The sequence below is a fragment of the Blautia sp. JLR.GB0024 genome (genome assembly GCF_037000545.1).
Lineage (GTDB): Bacteria > Bacillota > Clostridia > Lachnospirales > Lachnospiraceae > Blautia > Blautia celeris.
Map to the genome: position 1 here is coordinate 277,149 of NZ_JBANBF010000001.1, position 17,712 is coordinate 294,860.

The window sequence follows — 17,712 nt, forward strand, 5'->3', positions numbered from 1 at the left end:
CCATTGCCAGGAGTCCTAAGATTACCTATAAAAACTAAAGCTTTTTAATGAATTATCTGCAAAACAAGAAGAAATCATTGTCGGGCGCCCTAAGATTACCTGCGAAAGCTAAAGACATCCTTCGAATTATCTGTAAAACAAGAAAAAATATTGTCAGATGCCCTAAAATCACCTACGAAAACCAAAGAGTTCTCTAAAATTAGCCGTAAAGTGAGGAGAACTTGCTGCCAGGCGCTTAAGACTATCTACGAAAATAAGAGATTTAGATTCCTTTCAATTTGTCTATAGAGCAAGGAAGATCAGAGTCATCCCTCGCAGTTGCCCCTCCCATGTCATGCTATCATGCAGCCCCCGCCTACGGCCATTTTCCCGTCCCCATTTTCCCGTCCCTGCGAATAAAAACATTGCGGTTTTCTACCCCGTCCCTTATAATAAAAAAGAAGAAAATAAATTGCTAACCGTTCAGCCGTATCTGTACATTTACCGTGCTGAACTTGTATAAATCAGCGGCAACATCAGTAAAAATACTGACTGCACACAGAAAGGTCTTATTGCTGCCATGAAAAGTTTTAAAGAAGAGAAATGTGAAATCTACCTTTGGGGAGAGGAGATAAAAGAACCGGTTCCTGTTATCTGGTGCCACATTTTTTCCCGGGAGGAAGGGGAGAAGATATGGCAGCAGATCACGAGGCCGTGTGTCCTTGCGGGCGTTTCGGGAAGAGACTGGAACGGTGATTTTTCTCCCTGGAAGGCAGAGAAGGCTTTTGCAAAGAGCACGGATTTTACAGGCGGAGCCGGGGAATATCTGCGGTATTTTGAGCAGGAGCTTCTTCCCCGGGCGGAACAGAATCTTTCATTTGACGTGAAGGACAGAGGAATCGTGGGATATTCCATGGCCGGATTATTCGCCGTGTATGCCATGTACCATTCGGACAAGTTCAACAGAATCGGCACCATGTCCGGTTCCCTCTGGTTTGACGGCTGGGCAGATTATGCCATGTCCCACAGTATGAAAGCCGAAAATCCATTGATCTATATATCTCTTGGCAGCAGGGAGCATAAAGTCCGCAATGTGAGAATGGCTTCCGTAAAAGTGTGCACAGAACGTCTGGCTGCCCACTGGGGGAAATTTTGTCCGGTTATCTGTGAGAGTAATCCGGGCGGTCATTTTGATGACCCGGAGGGACGCGTGGCAAGAGGGATTTCCCGACTTTTGGCTTATGGGGGAAAATCTCCCACAGAGTGTGACGTACAGCCGGCCAAAGAAATTTTCAAACACATTCTGTAAAGTCCATAAACAGAAATACATAAGACAGAGAGGTTTTATACATGGAGAGAGAAGTTCTTGCAGAGGACTTAAAGAAATTATATAAAGCGGGAGATATGGTGAAGGCTGACTGCGGGGGCTGCCAGGGATGTTCCGAGTGCTGCCGGGGCATGGGGGACTCCATTAAACTGGACCCCCTTGATGTCTACAGGCTGGAGACAAACCTGGGCCTCACTTTTGAAGACCTGATGAACAGCCACATAGAACTGCATGTGGCAGAGGGCAGTATTCTGCCGAATCTGCGGATGACAGGAGCAAAAGAAAAGTGTACCTTCTTAGATGAAAATGGAAGATGTAAGGTCCATGCCTTCCGCCCGGGGCTCTGCCGGTTATTTCCCCTGGGGAGATATTATGAGGAAAAAGGTTTTTTCTATTACCTGCAGAATCAGGAATGCCCGAAGAAAAATAAGACTAAAATAAAAGTGAGCAAATGGCTGGATGTGCCGGATTTGAAAAACTATGAAGATTTTGCTGCCAAATGGCATTTTCTTTTGAAAGACATCCGGAATCTTCTGGAAGAAAAAGAGGAAGAGCAGCTCACGAAAGATCTGAACATGTATGTCCTGAATCTTTTTTATACACAGCCGTTTGAAAGCGGAAGAGACTTCTATGTACAGTTTGAGGAGCGCCTGGGACAGATGAGGAAGCTGCTGTCAGTGCTCAGGCAGGACTGATGCCTCCCGGAAGAAATGCTGTGTACCGTATGGGAGCTCCCGGAGCCTGGCTGCTGCCGGGCTTTTTCCGACTCTCCCGCAAAGTAAGAGAACCGAAAACCGTGATCGCATAAAATTCAGGGAGGGATGTCAGCATGAATGATGAGCTTCAAAAATGGATACCAACAGACGAGGTGGCAGGTTTTCAGGTATGCCCGGGGCTGTACGGCAACTACGGTGCCACAGTTTTACAGACTGCCGTTAATTTTACCGTGCATTCAAAGGGTGCGGCGTTCTGTGAGCTGCTGCTTTTTCACAGGACAGAGGAGGAACCGTATGCAGTTCTCAGGTTTCCGGAGCATTTTAAGATCGGTGACGTGTACTCCATGATGGTGTTCGGTCTGGACATCGGAGAATTTGAGTATGCTTACCGGCTGGGCGGTGTCTGGGACAGGGAACAGGGCCTTCTCTTTGATGAGAACCACATACTCCTTGACCCCTATGCAAAGGCAGTGACAGGCCAGAGTGTATGGGGCAAAAAAGTGAATGAAAAAGGATATCGGGCCAGAGTTGTGAGAAATGATTTTTTCTGGGGAAAAGAGCGGCAGCCAAAGGTTCCCATGGATGAGCTGATCATTTATGAGATGCACGTCCGCGGATTTACGAAGATGGCAGAAGATGTTGAGCACCCGGGGACATTTGCAGGCATTAAGGAGAAAATCCCCTATCTGAAGGATTTGGGAGTTAATGCAGTGGAGCTTATGCCCATCTTTGAGTTTGATGAGCTGCGGGAGCGGAGAATGGTGAATGACCGGCAGGTCATCAATTACTGGGGCTATAATACCGTGGCATTTTTTGCCCCCAACACCAGTTATGCGGCCTCAAAAGAGTACAACCGGGAGGGAATGGAGTTAAAGGACCTGGTGCTGGCGCTCCATGAAAACGGAATAGAGGTCATTCTGGATGTGGTGTTTAACCACACGGCTGAAGGAAACGAGGAGGGGCCTTTTATATCGTTTAAAGGATTTGACAACAACATTTACTATCTTTTGACGCCGGACGGCCATTATTATAATTTCAGCGGCTGCGGCAATACACTGAACTGCAATCACCCGGTGGTGAGGAGAATGATTCAGGAATGCCTCAGATACTGGGTTTCCGATTACCATATTGACGGTTTCCGGTTTGACCTGGCGTCGATTCTGGGGCGGAACGAAGACGGTTCACCCATGGAACGGCCGCCTCTTGTGGAGTCTCTGGCCTATGATTCCCTGTTAAGCGGCACCAGGCTGATTGCGGAGGCATGGGATGCAGGAGGACTATACCAGGTGGGGCAGTTTCCGGCCTTCTGCCGCTGGTCAGAGTGGAACGGAAAGTACAGGGATGACCTGCGGGAGTATCTGAAGGGCGGACTCTGGTCAGCCCAGGCGGCTGCCATGCGCATCGCAGGTTCTACGGACATTTACAAGCCCAAGATACGGGGGAAAAATGCCTCCGTTAATTTCCTGACTTGTCATGACGGCTTTACACTCTATGACCTGTATTCCTATAACTGGAAACACAATGAGGCCAACGGATGGGAAAACCGGGACGGTTCCGATGATAACAGGAGCTGGAACTGCGGGGAGGAGGGAGAGACAGATGACCCTCAGGTCAATGCGCTGAGAATGCGTCTGATCAAGAATGCCTGCGCAGTCCTCATGTGCAGCAGAGGGACGCCTATGTTCTACGCAGGGGATGAATTCTGCAACACCCAGTATGGGAATAACAATGCCTACTGCCAGGACAACGAGATATCCTGGATTGACTGGAGCAGGCTTGAGACACACAGAGATGTGTATGAATTCTTCCGGTTCATGATACATTTCAGGAAGAGCCATAAGAGCATCAGCGGCAATCTGGGCAGCAACCGCTTCGGCCTTCCGGAGATCAGCTTCCACGGGGAAAATCCCTGGGTGGAGAATTTCGGGCAGGAGGCAAAGGTTACGGCAGTGATGTTCACAGGCTATGATGAGGATAACGGCAGGGATGACATTGTCTATCTCCTGGTGAATGCCTTCTGGGAACCTGTTTCAGTCAGACTGCCTGAGCTTCCGCGGCCCCTGCTGTGGCATGTATCCGTGAATACCGGAGAGATCGGTTCGGAGTGGAAAAAACAGCCTGTCCGCCTGGACAGTGACAGTATACTTGCCGGCCCCAGGAGTGTCATAGTCCTGACCGGGTGTGAGTTCTGTTCGGTTTACGAAAGAAATCAATAAGGAGACGCAATATGAGATATATAAAACCCGGCTATTATGACGATTTTGTCTGTATTGCCGGAGCTTGTCCGGCTACCTGCTGCGCCGGATGGCAGATTGTCATTGATGAGGAGTCACTGCAGACCTATGGAAATGTGCAGGGAGAGTTTGGCAGAAGGCTCAGAAATTCCATTGACTGGATGGAGGGATGCTTTTATCAGTATGACAGGCGCTGTGCGTTTTTAAACGAGGAAAACCTCTGTGACCTTTACAGGGAACTGGGCCCGAAGGGGCTATGTGCCACCTGCAGCATGTATCCCAGGCATGTGGAGGAATTTGAGGATCTGCGGGAACTTTCCCTTACGCTGTCCTGTCCCGAAGCTGCCAGAATGATTCTTTCCTGCAGGGAGAAGGCGGAATTTATCACCTGGGAGACAGAGGAGGAAGATGAGTTTGAGGACTTTGATTTTTTCCTTTTTACCCTGCTTTCGGATGCCAGGGATGTGATATTTCAAATCCTTACAGATAGGGAAAAGGACCTGCGGATCCGGATGCGGGAGGTGCTTTTTCTTGCGGAGGATTTCCAGGCATGCATAGACCGGGAAGAATTTTTCGCCATAGATCAGGTGATTGAAAAATACCGCCATCCCACCGGTGCAGAGATAGAAAAGGAAGGGCGGTACGCCAGAAGAAAGCAGGAATTTTCCGTGTTCCGGAAATTGGAGCGGCTTAGGAGCGAGTGGGGCACCTTGCTTTCGGATGCCTGGAAGAATCTCTATGAAAACGGGGAGGAGCATTATCTGGATCTGTGCGGGGAATTTGAACGCAGCTTTGGGTATGAGAGCAGCGTACGCGGGGAGTGGGAACGGATGGGAGAACAGCTTATGGTGTTCTTTGTATATACCTATTTCTGCGGTGCGGTGTACGACGATGCTGTCTATTCCAAGATGGCTCTGGCTGTATTTTCCACGGAATGGATTCAGGAATTTGTTATGCTGGTATGGCTGAAAAAGGGGAAAAAGCTGGAATTTCAGGATGTGGTGGAGACTGCGTACCGATATGCCAGGGAGGTGGAACACTCTGACATGAATCTGGAAGTGCTGGAGAGATGGCTGGAGGAACATAAGACTTGAATAAGACCGGGAGGAAGACAGAAAATACTATGAGATTTTATCTTGCGCCAATGGAAGGAATTACAGGATATATCTACCGCAATGCCCTGTATTCATGTTATAATAACATAGATAAATATTTTACCCCGTTTATCATGCCGAACCGGAACCGCTGTTTTAATTCCAGGGAGTTAAAGGATGTCCTGCCGGAAAATAACCGGGGAATGTACACAGTGCCCCAGATTCTTTCAAACAACGCAGAGGATTTTGTGAAGACAGCTCTGGAACTGCAGAGTATGGGATACGAGGAGGTCAATCTGAATCTGGGATGCCCTTCCCGGACCGTTGTGACGAAGATGAGAGGCGCGGGATTCCTGGGAGAGCAGAAGCTGCTGGAAAAATTTCTTGATGAGATTTTTGACATACTGGATCTGAAGCTTTCCGTTAAGACGAGAATCGGTATGGAGGATGCAGAAGAGTTTTACGAGCTGATAGAGATTTACAACAAATATCCCATGGAGGAGCTGATCATTCACCCGAGACTGCAGACAGATTATTATAAAAACAAACCGAATCTGGATGTTTTTGCAGATGCCCTGTCCCTGAGCAGGAACAGGGTCTGCTATAACGGGGATATTTTTACGAAGAAAGACTATGAGGCATTTACAGCACGGTTTCCCCAGGTGGAGACAGTGATGCTTGGCAGGGGAATGCTCACAGACCCGGACCTTGCGGGACATATTACGAAGGGCACACTGCCGGATAAAGAGAAATTTCGGGAATTTCACGACATCCTCTGTACTGAATATGAGAAAGTCATGTCAGGAGACAGAAATGTGCTGTTTAAGATGAAAGAACTCTGGTTCTACATGATACATATGTTTCCCGACAGCGCGAAATACGCAAAGAAAATAAAAAAGGCCCAGCATCTGAATGAATACAGGGCAGCAGTGGATGCCCTCTTTTGCGACAGAGAACTGCGGATGCCGGGCGGAAATGAGGGATGACTATGAAATTGAGACTGCAGCAGGCGATACAGGAAAATGAGTATTATTTCAGAGGGTTTGTCCGCATGGCAGACCTGGCAGAGCTTTTCAGGGAATATCCTTTTGAGGAGGAGACACTGGAGAAGGCTGCCATACACAGACGCAGTATGGAGCGTGGCATATCTTCCTTTACCGTTACGCTTCGCGCCATGCCGGATACGGGCCGGACGACAGAGGGGGAAGACCTGTTTTTTGCAGATGCCATGTGGGAGATTCGGGATGGAAAAAGCAGAGTAGCCGCTTTGGGCAGAATGACAGAGGAGGAACTGGACGGTCACGAGGCAGAGGTTAAGATTTTTCTTCTCACAAAGGAAAAAATGGAAAACATGGAGCAGAACCGTTTCTGACAGAATAAACAAAAGAAAAATGTGAAATACGCCTAGTTGTACAAGGAAATATGAGCGGAGGAAAGAGTATGGTACATGTATGACGAAAAAAAGGAAACATACACGGGCAGAGCAGACACTGTGGGTGTTTGCGGTATTGGCAGTTTTTCTTGCAGTAGCAGTGCTGAATTATAATCAGAAGACAAGCCGCAGGGTGAACGAAGAGATTCACGCGACCCTGGAAAGTTATGCGCAGCAGCAGGCGGATCATGTGAGAACTGTACTTTCCGGCCAGTTTGATTCCCTGGGCGCCTTTGCCAGTTATCTGGGGCAGGCAGGGATGGAGGATACAGAGACCTTCCTGAACGCAGCCGATGCCATCCGGCAGACCCAGGAGTTTTATCGCATTACCATGGCGGATTTGGATGGAAACGGAATGACCAATGAGGGAATACAGAGGAACATCAAAAATCTGAAAGAGTTCCAGGCAGCTGTGAAAGGGGAACAGACGATCTCAGAGCCGTTTATCTCCAGTATCGAAGACGGATACCTCTGTGTTCTGCTGGCTGTTCCCATCAAAAATCCTCAGGGGGAGATCACAGGCGTGCTCTGCGGCTCTTATACGGCAGAACAGTTCGGGACCCTGTTCCTGCATGACAATTTCGAGCGAAATGATGCCAGTGTTCTCATCAACGGACAGGGAGACGTCATAGTGGCCTCCAAAGATGAGGAGATGGTGGTAGGGGATAAGAGCCTGGAAAACATATATGAAAAGACAAAGAACGAAGCCTTTCTGGACGGTCATTCCGTGGAGGATATGCAGCAGGCAGCCAAGAACCAAGAGAAACTGGTATCCCTTATACAGGAAGGGGAACAGGAGTATTATGTGACACAGACGCCCTTCGGATATAACGGATGGACACTTTTATCTGCCATGAAGCGGGGGGAGGTGGATTCCTCCTATGCCTTTGTCAGAACTTATGCAGCGAGGCTCAATATTGCCTTCGCAGTCTCTTTTCTGCTTGGTTTTCTGCTGATCTTTTATCTCTTCAGAACAGAGCGGAAGGCTTTGCGGGCACAGACACAGAAGCTTCTGGAGGAGAAGGAAAAGCTGGAAGTCTCGGAGGAGAGATTCCGGCTTTTGGCCAGGGATTCCGATGTGCTGGTATTTGAACTCAACAATTTGGATCATACACTGGAGTTCAACGAAAATTTTGAGAAGATACTCGGCATAAAGCCGGATTACCAGTCATTTCTGGACGGGAAATGGGTGTATCCGGATGATGTCACCGCCTTTTCCAGGATACTGCCTCAGTTCAGCAGCAAAAAAGGGGTTATGACGCGGAACATTCGTTTCTGTAACTTTGCAGGCGTCTATATCTGGTTTTCAGTGCTCACCAGTATCTTTGCGGATGACAGGGGAAGAGTTGTGCGCATTCTGGGCAAAATGATGAACATAGATGAAAATATGAGGGAAAAAGAGGCACTCAGGCTGCGCGCCGAGACAGATTCCATGACAGGACTTTATAACAAAATGGCCACAGAGGAACTTGTCACCCATGCCCTCAGAAAATACAAAGGCAGTGTCTGTGCGCTCCTCATTGTGGATATGGACAACTTAAAACGTATCAATGACACGCTGGGGCATACCCAGGGGGACAGGGCGATCGTCCGCTTTGCGGATGCTCTGCAGAGGACATTCCGTTCCACGGACATTGTGGGCAGAATCGGCGGAGATGAATTTATGGTCTTTCTCATCAATGTGCAGAGCAGCCATCAGCTCATCCTCATCCTGGATGCCATTGTAAAGAAGTGGGATTCCCTCTATACAGGGGAAAAGGATGACTATCCGGTACACGGCAGCATCGGAGCTGTCATGACTAATGGCAGCGAGAATTTCCACGAGCTGTACCGCAGGGCGGATACGGCTCTCTACAAAGCAAAACGGAGCGGAAAGGGCGGATATGCCCTCTATGCCCCTGAAACAGAAGAGAAAGAATAATACAGGCGCCGCAGATTCACATCCTATCTGCGGCGCCTGTGTTTTAACTTTCCTGCTTTTTCCTGCTGTCAAAATAAATAAAATGGTCGACAGCATCCAGGATATCCCTGAAGTCCTCCCTGGGAGCCAGATCTATATAGCGTTTCAGAAGTTCCTGTTCCTTCTCTTTGTAAGGTCCGTAGAAGATGTCAAAGAGATTATGGCCCCGCATATAAATCTTAAATTCCTCCATATGGTTTTTCAGGTCTTCTTCTGTCTGTATCTCAAATCCGAGCTCCTCTGTCAGATGGCGCCCGCTCTTTATTTTATAGAGATAGGCCTTCCATTTTTCCAGGAGGATTCTGTAAAAATCTTCTTCCTTTTCCAGCACGCCGATCTGAACCATGACAGCGGGGTTGAGAAAATAGTTCTCAAAAGAATAGTATTTGAGGATCAGTACATTTTTCGGGGTGACTCTCGGGAGATGGTCCACATCCTCCAGATTCCTGGCCTCATAGTAGCGGCAGAGCTGTGCAGCCAGCTCTGTCCTGTTTTTGCCGTCTCCGTCGCGGATCATGAGGAACTGGTCACGGAGATAGATCTGGTTCATATATTTCAGGTTGGCATAGGTCTTGATGTTGGTGCAGCTATTGGTGGTGATGATGGCGATTCTGGACAGTCTGCCGTCCGGGGCGGTGATCTCCGAGTAATATTTCCGGAGAAGCAGGGGGAGTCGGCTTTTATCCTGTTTGCCTTCCACAATGAAGACAAAGCTGACATTCATAAGGTCGCTGGCATTGAAACCCAGATCATCCAGTATCCGGTTCATATCAGTCCGCTCCCGTAAAATGGTATAATACTGTTCGTCCAGCACAACCTGCCGTATCTGGTGGCTGCTGAAGTTAAAGATCATGTCCGGCGAGTGGGTGGAGAACAGGATCTGATTCTTTTTGGACAGACGGTACAAAATTTCCCCGGCTTTTTTCTGCAGTTCCGGGTGAAGGAACGTTTCAGGGTCCTTGACCAGGATCACACTGGGAATCCTGTTGTTGTCCTGGGTGTAAGCCTCCAGAAGAGAGAGCATATAGATGCTGCGCATACCTTCTCCCATATGTTCCACCGGGGTGTATGTGCTGCGCTTGGTGTTGTAGGCTTCTGCCGTAACGGAGCACATTTTGTCGATGTTGCAGCGCATGGTGTAGCGGATCTCATCAAATCCGCCGTTTCTGTGGAAACTGGTATTGACACGCCTTGCAAAGTCCGTCAGATTCATCTGACAGAGTTTGTATTCCAGAAGCTTTGCGGTCTCAAAGGCGGTCAGATCCTCCGGGCGTTTCTGGTTGATCAGGCCGATGCACTGGAAACAGCGGCTGCAGTGCTTGCTGCTCTCGAACAGGCAGACATCAAGGCGCATTCTCTTTAACTGTTCATCCTCCTCAAAGGCCAGCAGATCTTTCTGAAGCTGCTCCAGCCGTCTGTCGGTTCCGATGTAGTAAATCTGGGGCAGTACCTGACGGATATATTTGTTGTGCTTTTCGCGGCCGTCGCTCAGGCGTTCCTGTCCCAGCACATTGACTGTGTAGGTAAAGGTCAGACTTCCGTTTTGGTAGGAGGGGAGCTTTTTGCAGAAATCCTCATACCAGGCAGTATATCTGCGGTACACGCTCACGCGTCCGTGGTGGTGCAGCATCTGCAGGTCTTCCCTGGAGATGGACAGAGTCATGGTAATCTCTATCCTCTGCTTTTTTTCATTAAAGTCACATTCACGTATCCGGTAAGAGCCGCTCACCGCCCGGACAGCATCCAGAACGGAGGTTTTTCCCGTATTGTTCTTCCCCACCAGAATCAGGGCGTTTTCAATGTTCCGAATCTCCATATCCCGTATGTATTTAAAATTCCTGATGTGAAGGCTGCTGATCTGCATAATAAAGTCTCCTTTTGGTTACTGTTCACGGCCAATGTCACGGGAGGTGTTTTCCCCAAGGGGATGCTGCGCGATGCGAAGCAAAATCCCGAGTTAGCCAGCGCCAAAATGCAATTTATTGCATTTTGTGTGCGTCTGCCCGTCTTTCTATTGCTATAAATCCATTCTATCACGGGAGGAGGGGTTCTGAAAGAGGTTTTCTTTTATTTTCTTTACGCATTTGCCGGACTCTGCTAGAATAAAAAAAACAGATAGAGGAAAGCACAAGCATGCACAGGGATGAGCAAATGGAAAAGATATGGAGTAAAACGGCAGAGAGGGACTGCAGTCTGTCAGACTTTCTGCTTCACGATATGGAACTTACAAAGCGGCAGGTAAAACAGGCAAAGTTCAGGAAGGACGGAATCCGGGTAAACAGTAACAGGGCGAGAGTTACCCATGAACTGAAAGCCGGGGATAAAGTGGAAGTAAAGCTGGAGGAGGCGCACACAGGCTCCTCCCAACTGGTGCCGGGAAAGGGAATACCGGATATTTTGTATGAGGATGAGGATCTGCTCTGTGTGAACAAACCGGCAGGTCTTGTGGTGCACCCCTCCCATGGGCATTACGCGGATTCCCTTTCCAATATGCTGGCCTTTTATTTCCGGGAAAAAGGAGTGCAGGCCAGGGTCAGAAGCGTGGGGCGGCTTGACAAGGACACCTCAGGCATTGTGGTGTTTGCCTTAAACCAGGCGGCAGCAGGGAGACTGGCAAAGCAGAAACAGCAGGGGGCATTTGAAAAAGAGTATCTGGCCCTTGTGGAGGGCGTTCCCAAAATGGATGAGGGGATCATTACGGAGAAGATAGACAAAGCGGAGGGAGAACTGATGCGCATGTGTGTCTCCCCTCAGGGAAAGACCGCGGTGACCAGATACCGCGTTGTGGAAAAAATGAGGGACTGTGCTCTGGTACATCTCTGCCTTGCAACAGGGCGCACGCACCAGATCCGGGTGCATATGGCCTGGATGGGGCATCCCCTTTTGGGGGACCGTCTGTACGGAGGAAATACGGAGCACATGAAGCGGGCTGCCCTGCATGCCTTCCGGGTGACACTTATCCAGCCCTTTACCGAAGAGGAGATACGGATACAGGCTGCCTTTCCCGACGATATGCAGAAGTGCCTTGAGGCAAAGAGGAGTGAGATAAAATGAGTGTTACGGTGGAAGACCTGTTAAAGCTGCCCTCCCTTGGAGGTGCCAGGGTGGCAGCGGGGAAGTCAGGACTTAAAAAAGTGGTCACATCCATTTCTGTCCTGGAATACGCCAATCCCCAGATGCTGAATGATGACCTGTTCCCCGGCGATTTTTACGGCGGTGAGATTGCCATTACGGGATTTATCAACGCAAGGGAGGATGTCCCGCTGCAGCTTGCCACCATACGGAGGCTATATGAGGGCGGGGAAGTGGGGCTGATCTTATACTATGTGGGAATTTTCTTAAAGGACATTGCTCCTGAGGTTGCGGCACTTGCGGACGAACTGGGCTTTGTCCTTATCTGTATGCCGAAAAACCGCATGGACCTGCGCTACAGTGAGGTGATCACAGAGGTTATGCATGCCATCATCAGTGAGCAGAAGCGGGATACCTATCTTGTGGGGGAGATGTTAGAGCGGTTCGGTTATCTTCCCGAGAGCCAGAGAACCGTGGAATCTGTGGTCAGGATGCTGAGTGACAGGCTGCGCTGTTCCCTCTTTTTAGTTGACAGCCGCTTCCGCCCTGTGAATCTGGCTGTGTGGCCTCAGGCGGGAGAATCCTCTATGGAGGAGCTGGAGCAGTTTTACGGCGGGGAGGCACCGGGCGCGTCAAAGGAGATGGAGCGGCTTCCCTCCGGGCGCTGGGTGTTCTGCGCACCGGTGAAAGATGCTGACAATGCGGGGCTTACCCTTTTCCTTGTCCGTGAGGACAAAAAACTGCATGCCCAGCTCTGCCTGCAGGCCGCTGAGGCGGTAAGGCTGTTCATCGGTGTCTGGAGCAGAGGATACGGCAATGTGGGAACCGGAGAGCTTTTGAAAGCCATCTTAAATGATGAACCGGTGAAAATGCGCAGGCTTGCGGAAATATTCCGGATCGATGTGAAATCCATTCACCACATGCTCCTCCTTCTGCCCAGGAAAAAGAAGGAAGAGCGGAATCTGGAAAGGAAGGTGAGGCATGCAAGCACATTTCTGGAACAGTATTATGATATCTGCATAGCGGGCATCCATCAGGGAAAGGGCGTTGTCTTTACGGGACAGGAGCGCACCAAAATGGAGCAGGAACAGATCCTGGAGGCTTTCTATGAGGAGGGGGACAAAGAGATACGCCTCATAAGCTGCCCCGGGCTTGAAAATACGGCACAGGTGCGCAGCGCTTTTCTTTTGTGCACAGAATACGCGGAGGAGGCTGGCTGCATCTTTCCCTGCCGCCATATTTTGACGGGGAGTGAGCTGGAGTTTGCAGGCGCCTGCAGGCAGATTCTGGACGCAGGGGAGAAAGCAATACTGGAGAAGACCGCCTGTCTGAAAGGACTGGAAGAGCAGGACGAGGAGCTTTATAAGACACTGGAAACTTTTCTTCTGGATGCAGACAGCAATATTGCCCGCACGGCTGACCTGTTATATGTACATAAAAATACCATCAAATACCGGGTGGGAAAGCTCCACGAGTTCTTCCGCTTCAGAATACAGAAAATGCCGGAAGCGGGGCGTCTCTATGAGGCGGCGGCAGTTCTGCGCCTGCTCCGTGACTCTTCTTTGTCCAAAAGGACAAAAGAGAGCGGGGAAGTTTAACCCAATCCATAATTACAACGGCAGAAAAAGCGTTTATAATAGAAAAAAACAAAACGCACGGCAGGTGATATGTGTGCCGCTGGATTGGAGATGGGATTTTGAGAAAAATAGGATTAGAAGAGATTGAGGATATCGCCATGGGTGCTGCCCTTTTAGGCGCGGGCGGCGGCGGAGACCCCTACATAGGAAAGCTGGTGGCTATGGGAGCGGTGAGGGAATGCGGACCGGTCACACTGTTAGACCCCGGGGAGGTGCCGGATGACGCACTGGTAGTGCCCATTGCCATGATGGGAGCCCCCACCATTTTGGGAGAAAAGGGGATCGGCGGCAAAGAGTACCGGGTGCTCTATGATATGGTTTCCAAGTTTTTCGGAAAAGAAGTCTATGCTTTTATGCCCATTGAGGCAGGTGGGGTGAACAGTATGCTTCCCATCGCGGCCTCCGCCAGAATGGGGCTTCCCATGGTGGACGCGGACGGTATGGGACGGGCTTTTCCGGAACTGCAGATGGTGACATTTACCATGGGCGGCATGAGCGCCAGCCCTATGGCTCTCACAGATGAGAAAGGAAATTCCGCAATTTTCAATACGATCACCAACAAATGGACAGAAGAACTGGCCCGGTCAGTGACCATGAGCTGCGGCGGTTCTGTTTCTGTGGCCCTGTACTGTATGAGCGGCGCGGAGCTTAAAAAATATGCTGTAAAGCATATCGTCACCAGAAGCCAGAGGCTGGGGGAGGCGATCCGCTGCGTAAAAGATATGGAGCAGGGGACTCCGGAGGAAAATTTCCTGCGGTTTTCAGAGGGCTTCAAACTTTTTAAAGGAAAGATCGGCGATGTGCTCCGGGAGACCAGGGGGGCATTCAACTTCGGAAAGGTGTGCCTGGAAGGGATTGGGGAATATAGAGGCAGACAGGCCTATGTGGAATTCCAGAATGAGAACCTGACAGCAGTGGTGGACGGGGAAATCCTGGCTACCGTGCCGGACCTTATTTGCCTTGTGGACACGGAAACTTTTGCCCCGGTCACCACAGATGCGCTGAAATACGGCAAGAGAGTCATGCTGGTGGGGCTGAAATGCTTTGAAATGTGGAGAAGCCAGGCCGGACTGGAGCTGGTGGGACCGCGGTATTTCGGCTGCGATACGGATTATATTCCACTGGAAGAACGCTGCAAAGGAGGACGCACAGATGTATAAGCTGGGAATAGATGTGGGCGGAACCAATACGGATGCGGTTCTGATCAACGAGGATTTACAGGTAAAGGCAGAGATCAAGCATCCCACTTCGGAGGATATCTACGACGGCATTGTGTGTGCCGTGCGTGAGATCTTACAGGTCTCCGGTGTGAATAAAGAAGAGATATCCATGGCTATGCTGGGAACTACCCAGTGTACCAATGCCATTGTGGAGAGAAAGCATCTGGCGCCTATCGGCATTCTGCGCATCGGAGCGCCGGCCACACTGGGGATTCCCCCTATGGTGGACTGGGCAGAGGATATCAGGGCCATTGCTAAGTCCGTGGCAGTCATAGGCGGCGGATTTGAGTATGACGGAAAGGAACTGGCTCCTTTTGATGAGGAGGCAGCAGCAGAATTTTTCCGAAAGATAAAGGGAAAAGTGGAGTCTGTAGCCATTTCCTGCGTGTTTTCCACTGTGCGCAATGACCATGAACTGCGGGCGGCGCAGATCTGCAGGGAGATCATGGGGCCTGATGTCCGCATTTCCATATCCAGCGAGATTGGTTCCATGGGCCTTATTGAGAGGGAAAATGCCACGATCTTAAACGCGGCGCTCTGCAGGGTGGCGGAGCGGTTTACCGATGGGTTTGCCAGAAGCCTGAAGGAGGAGGGCGTGACTGGCGCAGCACTCTATTTGTCCCAGAACGACGGTACCCTGATGACCATGGATTACGCCAAAAAGTATCCGATCCTCACAGTGGCCTGCGGACCCACCAACTCCATCCGTGGTGCCAGTTATTTGAGCCGGATCCAGAATGCGGTGGTGATCGATGTGGGCGGTACGACCACGGATTTAGGCGTTATCCAGAACGGATTTCCGCGGGAATCCAGTGTTGCCGTGACTATCGGAGGCGTGCGGACCAACTTCCGTATGCCGGATGTATTTTCCATCGGCCTTGGCGGCGGTTCTGTCGTACATGAGAAAGAGGACGGCACGGTGACGGTAGGGCCTGACAGTGTGGGGTACCGCATTACGGAAAAGGCCCTTGTGTTCGGCGGTGATGTGATGACAGCCACGGATATTGCCGTGCGGCTTGGAATGGCCGAGATCGGAGACAGGGAGAAGGTATCCCATATTGACCCGGATTTTGCGAAAAAAGCTATGGATGTCATCAAAGAAATGGTGGAGGAAGGCATTGATGCCATGAAGGTATCCAGTCAGGATGTGGAGGTCATCATGGTTGGCGGCGGCTCCATCATTCTTCCAAAGGAGCTGGAGGGAACCAGCCGCAGTGTAAACCCGGAACATGCCCAGACAGCCAATGCCATCGGCTCTGCCATCTCTAAAGTGAGCGGAACCTATGAAAAGCTTCTGGACTTTGATGTGGTTCCCAGAGAGGAGGCGCTTGCACAGGCCAGGAAAGAGGCCATAGCTATGGCTGTGGACGCGGGCGCTGTGGAGGAGACTGTGGAGATCATTGATGTGGAGGATGTCCCTCTTGCCTACTATCCGGGAAATACCAACCGGGTGAAAATAAAGGCGGCAGGAGATCTGGGTTAGAGCTTCTGTACCTGTGAGCATTCTTTCATAATGCGTATAAAACTGCGCAGCACCGGATTATTCTGGAGGGTTTTGTAATAAAGTCCAAAGGAGGCCGGTGCTGCATTTTTTACGGGAATATAACAGAGTTCCCCGCTTCTCATGAGAGGCATGTCCGGCAGAATGGTAAAGCCCAGGCCGGCCTTTACAAAAGCCAGAGCACACTCTATATTTTCACAGAAAAACATCTGGGAGGGAGGCCGTGTGCTGATGAGGCTTCCCTGCATTTCCGTGATCACGGGGGAGGATTTGTGAGGATCGCAGAGAACCAGGCGGCCTTCGTGCAGTTCATCCATGGAGACCGTATCTTTTTTGGCCAGGGCGTGGTCATCTGCTGTCACGCACACTACAGGCGCTTTGATCAGTTCCACATAAGTGCCTGTTTTTTTCTTTTCTTTATCCTCCCCGAAGCCCAGCATCACATCCAGGGTTTCCTCCTGCAGCAGGTTTCGCAGGGCCTGAGAGGGGACCATCTTAATGTCAGGATGCACCTGGGGATATGCCTTGGTCAGCCGCCGCAGCGCCTCCGGGAGCATAGTCAGTTCAAAAGAGCTGTGGCATCCTATGATAAAAGGCTGTATCTGATCTTCAAAATGTCCGGCAAGTCTGTTTTTGGCCTGGGCTGTCTTTGCCAGTATATCCCTGGCGTATCCGAGAAAAACCCATCCCGGGGACGTGAGCTCCACTGTCCTGGTGGTCCGCTTGAACAGTTTGACATCCAGTTCGGTTTCCAAAGAATTGATCTGATGGGTTACGGCGGGCTGTGTTATATGAAGCTGTTCGGCGGCTCTGGCAAAGTTCAGATTCTCCGCCACTGCCATATAGCATTCTAATTGTACGGTATTCATAAAAATTCCTTTCTCTGCAGACATTTCCCGTGTTACAGACCGGACAGATGTGTCTGCGTGTACCGGTCCGGCGGGCTGTGCTTCTTATAATAAAAAGAATCCAGATATATTAATTAATATACTTTATTAATGATAACATTTTTCTAATTCACATACAAGGAAAAATGGTGTAAAACTAGTTTGTAAGGAAACAGTCAGCAAGCGAACTTGTTTCAGATAAGGAGACAAAATATGCAGAAGGTAAAGGACGAAAATGTGATGCGTCTGCTGAAAAAGCTGAATCTGACGATGGAGTCCATAGGTAATTCCATGATGGTCAGGCACGGGATGTCGGCGGCTCAGTGCAATGTGCTGTGCTACCTGACAGACCATGCGGACCAGGATATCTGCGCCAGGGATCTTCATATCTCCCTGGGGCTGTCAAAAGCCAGCGTGTCATCTCTCCTGAAAAAGCTGAAAAATGCCGGATACATAGGTTTTGTGCCGGACCCTGCGGATGAGAGACTGAAACATATCCGTCTTACAGAGAGGGCAGATGAACTGAAAGGCGAGATCGATCAGGGGTTTCGTGACCTGGAGGAATGTATGTACCGGGGTTTTACAGAGGGAGAAAAACAGCTTTTGACGGAACTGCTGGGACGAATGCTGAGTAATTTAAAGCAATAAGGAGG

14 protein-coding genes are annotated in these 17,712 nt (G+C 50.1%); 12 read left to right on the plus strand and 2 right to left on the minus strand.

What is annotated here, in order from left to right:
• Positions 1-559 precede the first annotated feature (559 nt).
• The 7 genes from V8Q34_RS01220 (at position 560) to V8Q34_RS01250 (ending at position 8,703) form a co-directional block, all read left to right on the plus strand.
• Positions 560-1,288: an alpha/beta hydrolase gene (locus tag V8Q34_RS01220; RefSeq protein ID WP_335834626.1), complete on the plus strand. Its 729-nt coding sequence runs from the start codon at positions 560-562 to the stop codon at positions 1,286-1,288.
• A 41-nt stretch (positions 1,289-1,329) separates the two neighbouring features.
• Positions 1,330-2,001: a YkgJ family cysteine cluster protein gene (locus V8Q34_RS01225; protein ID WP_033140514.1), complete on the plus strand. Its 672-nt coding sequence runs from the start codon at positions 1,330-1,332 to the stop codon at positions 1,999-2,001.
• A 134-nt stretch (positions 2,002-2,135) separates the two neighbouring features.
• The gene (gene glgX, locus V8Q34_RS01230; RefSeq protein WP_033140513.1) at positions 2,136-4,238 is read left to right on the plus strand and encodes a glycogen debranching protein GlgX; all 2,103 of its coding nucleotides are present in this window, start codon (positions 2,136-2,138) and stop codon (positions 4,236-4,238) included.
• An 11-nt stretch (positions 4,239-4,249) separates the two neighbouring features.
• Positions 4,250-5,350 (plus strand): flagellin lysine-N-methylase, encoded by a 1,101-nt coding sequence (gene fliB / locus V8Q34_RS01235; protein WP_033140512.1) that lies wholly within the window; start codon positions 4,250-4,252, stop codon positions 5,348-5,350.
• 29 nt (positions 5,351-5,379) lie between these two features.
• Positions 5,380-6,336 carry a tRNA dihydrouridine synthase gene (locus V8Q34_RS01240; protein WP_335834627.1) on the plus strand — a complete coding sequence of 319 codons (957 nt, stop codon included), beginning with the start codon at positions 5,380-5,382 and terminating at the stop codon, positions 6,334-6,336.
• 2 nt (positions 6,337-6,338) lie between these two features.
• Positions 6,339-6,722 carry a hypothetical protein gene (locus V8Q34_RS01245; protein WP_335834628.1) on the plus strand — a complete coding sequence of 128 codons (384 nt, stop codon included), beginning with the start codon at positions 6,339-6,341 and terminating at the stop codon, positions 6,720-6,722.
• A 79-nt stretch (positions 6,723-6,801) separates the two neighbouring features.
• Positions 6,802-8,703, plus strand: a complete 1,902-nt coding sequence (locus V8Q34_RS01250) for a sensor domain-containing diguanylate cyclase (protein ID WP_256138614.1) — start codon at positions 6,802-6,804, stop codon at positions 8,701-8,703.
• A gap of 43 nt (positions 8,704-8,746) precedes the next feature.
• On the opposite strand, the gene V8Q34_RS01255 is transcribed toward V8Q34_RS01250, so the two are convergent.
• Complete coding sequence (locus V8Q34_RS01255) at positions 8,747-10,606, minus strand: ATP-dependent nuclease (RefSeq protein ID WP_335834629.1); 1,860 nt, start codon at positions 10,604-10,606, stop codon at positions 8,747-8,749.
• Positions 10,607-10,893: 287 nt separating this feature from the next.
• On the opposite strand from V8Q34_RS01255, the gene V8Q34_RS01260 reads away from it, so the two are divergent.
• From V8Q34_RS01260 to V8Q34_RS01275, 4 genes are all read left to right on the plus strand, one after another.
• Positions 10,894-11,796, plus strand: coding sequence for an RluA family pseudouridine synthase (locus V8Q34_RS01260; protein WP_335834631.1), 903 nt, complete (start codon positions 10,894-10,896; stop codon positions 11,794-11,796).
• Entirely contained in the window at positions 11,793-13,412 is a 1,620-nt protein-coding gene (locus V8Q34_RS01265) for a PucR family transcriptional regulator (protein ID WP_335834633.1), read from the plus strand. The genes V8Q34_RS01260 and V8Q34_RS01265 overlap by 4 nt, the downstream gene beginning before the upstream one ends.
• Positions 13,413-13,510: 98 nt before the next feature.
• The gene (locus V8Q34_RS01270) at positions 13,511-14,611 is read left to right on the plus strand and encodes a DUF917 domain-containing protein (protein WP_033140508.1); all 1,101 of its coding nucleotides are present in this window, start codon (positions 13,511-13,513) and stop codon (positions 14,609-14,611) included.
• Positions 14,604-16,154: a hydantoinase/oxoprolinase family protein gene (locus V8Q34_RS01275; protein WP_335834634.1), complete on the plus strand. Its 1,551-nt coding sequence runs from the start codon at positions 14,604-14,606 to the stop codon at positions 16,152-16,154. The genes V8Q34_RS01270 and V8Q34_RS01275 overlap by 8 nt, the downstream gene beginning before the upstream one ends.
• Here V8Q34_RS01275 and V8Q34_RS01280 read toward each other — a convergent pair.
• Positions 16,151-17,041: a LysR family transcriptional regulator gene (locus V8Q34_RS01280; RefSeq protein ID WP_033140619.1), complete on the minus strand. Its 891-nt coding sequence runs from the start codon at positions 17,039-17,041 to the stop codon at positions 16,151-16,153. The two genes, V8Q34_RS01275 and V8Q34_RS01280, sit on opposite strands and share 4 nt — an antisense overlap.
• A gap of 231 nt (positions 17,042-17,272) precedes the next feature.
• Between V8Q34_RS01280 and V8Q34_RS01285 the strand changes: the two genes are divergently transcribed.
• Positions 17,273-17,707, plus strand: a complete 435-nt coding sequence (locus V8Q34_RS01285; RefSeq protein WP_148391582.1) for a MarR family winged helix-turn-helix transcriptional regulator — start codon at positions 17,273-17,275, stop codon at positions 17,705-17,707.
• The last annotated feature ends 5 nt before the right edge of the window (positions 17,708-17,712 follow it).

Excerpts from the sequence above, each read along its gene's own strand:
- V8Q34_RS01220 (WP_335834626.1), top strand. The coding sequence starts at position 560 with ATGAAAAGTTTTAAAGAAGAGAAATGTGAAATCTACCTTTGGGGAGAG.
- V8Q34_RS01225 (WP_033140514.1), top strand. The coding sequence starts at position 1,330 with ATGGAGAGAGAAGTTCTTGCAGAGGACTTAAAGAAATTATATAAAGCG.
- glgX (WP_033140513.1), top strand. The coding sequence starts at position 2,136 with ATGAATGATGAGCTTCAAAAATGGATACCAACAGACGAGGTGGCAGGT.
- fliB (WP_033140512.1), top strand. The coding sequence starts at position 4,250 with ATGAGATATATAAAACCCGGCTATTATGACGATTTTGTCTGTATTGCC.
- V8Q34_RS01240 (WP_335834627.1), top strand. The coding sequence starts at position 5,380 with ATGAGATTTTATCTTGCGCCAATGGAAGGAATTACAGGATATATCTAC.
- V8Q34_RS01245 (WP_335834628.1), top strand. The coding sequence starts at position 6,339 with ATGAAATTGAGACTGCAGCAGGCGATACAGGAAAATGAGTATTATTTC.
- V8Q34_RS01250 (WP_256138614.1), top strand. The coding sequence starts at position 6,802 with ATGACGAAAAAAAGGAAACATACACGGGCAGAGCAGACACTGTGGGTG.
- V8Q34_RS01255 (WP_335834629.1), bottom strand. The coding sequence starts at position 10,606 with ATGCAGATCAGCAGCCTTCACATCAGGAATTTTAAATACATACGGGAT.
- V8Q34_RS01260 (WP_335834631.1), top strand. The coding sequence starts at position 10,894 with ATGGAAAAGATATGGAGTAAAACGGCAGAGAGGGACTGCAGTCTGTCA.
- V8Q34_RS01265 (WP_335834633.1), top strand. The coding sequence starts at position 11,793 with ATGAGTGTTACGGTGGAAGACCTGTTAAAGCTGCCCTCCCTTGGAGGT.
- V8Q34_RS01275 (WP_335834634.1), top strand. The coding sequence starts at position 14,604 with ATGTATAAGCTGGGAATAGATGTGGGCGGAACCAATACGGATGCGGTT.
- V8Q34_RS01280 (WP_033140619.1), bottom strand. The coding sequence starts at position 17,041 with ATGAATACCGTACAATTAGAATGCTATATGGCAGTGGCGGAGAATCTG.
- V8Q34_RS01285 (WP_148391582.1), top strand. The coding sequence starts at position 17,273 with ATGCAGAAGGTAAAGGACGAAAATGTGATGCGTCTGCTGAAAAAGCTG.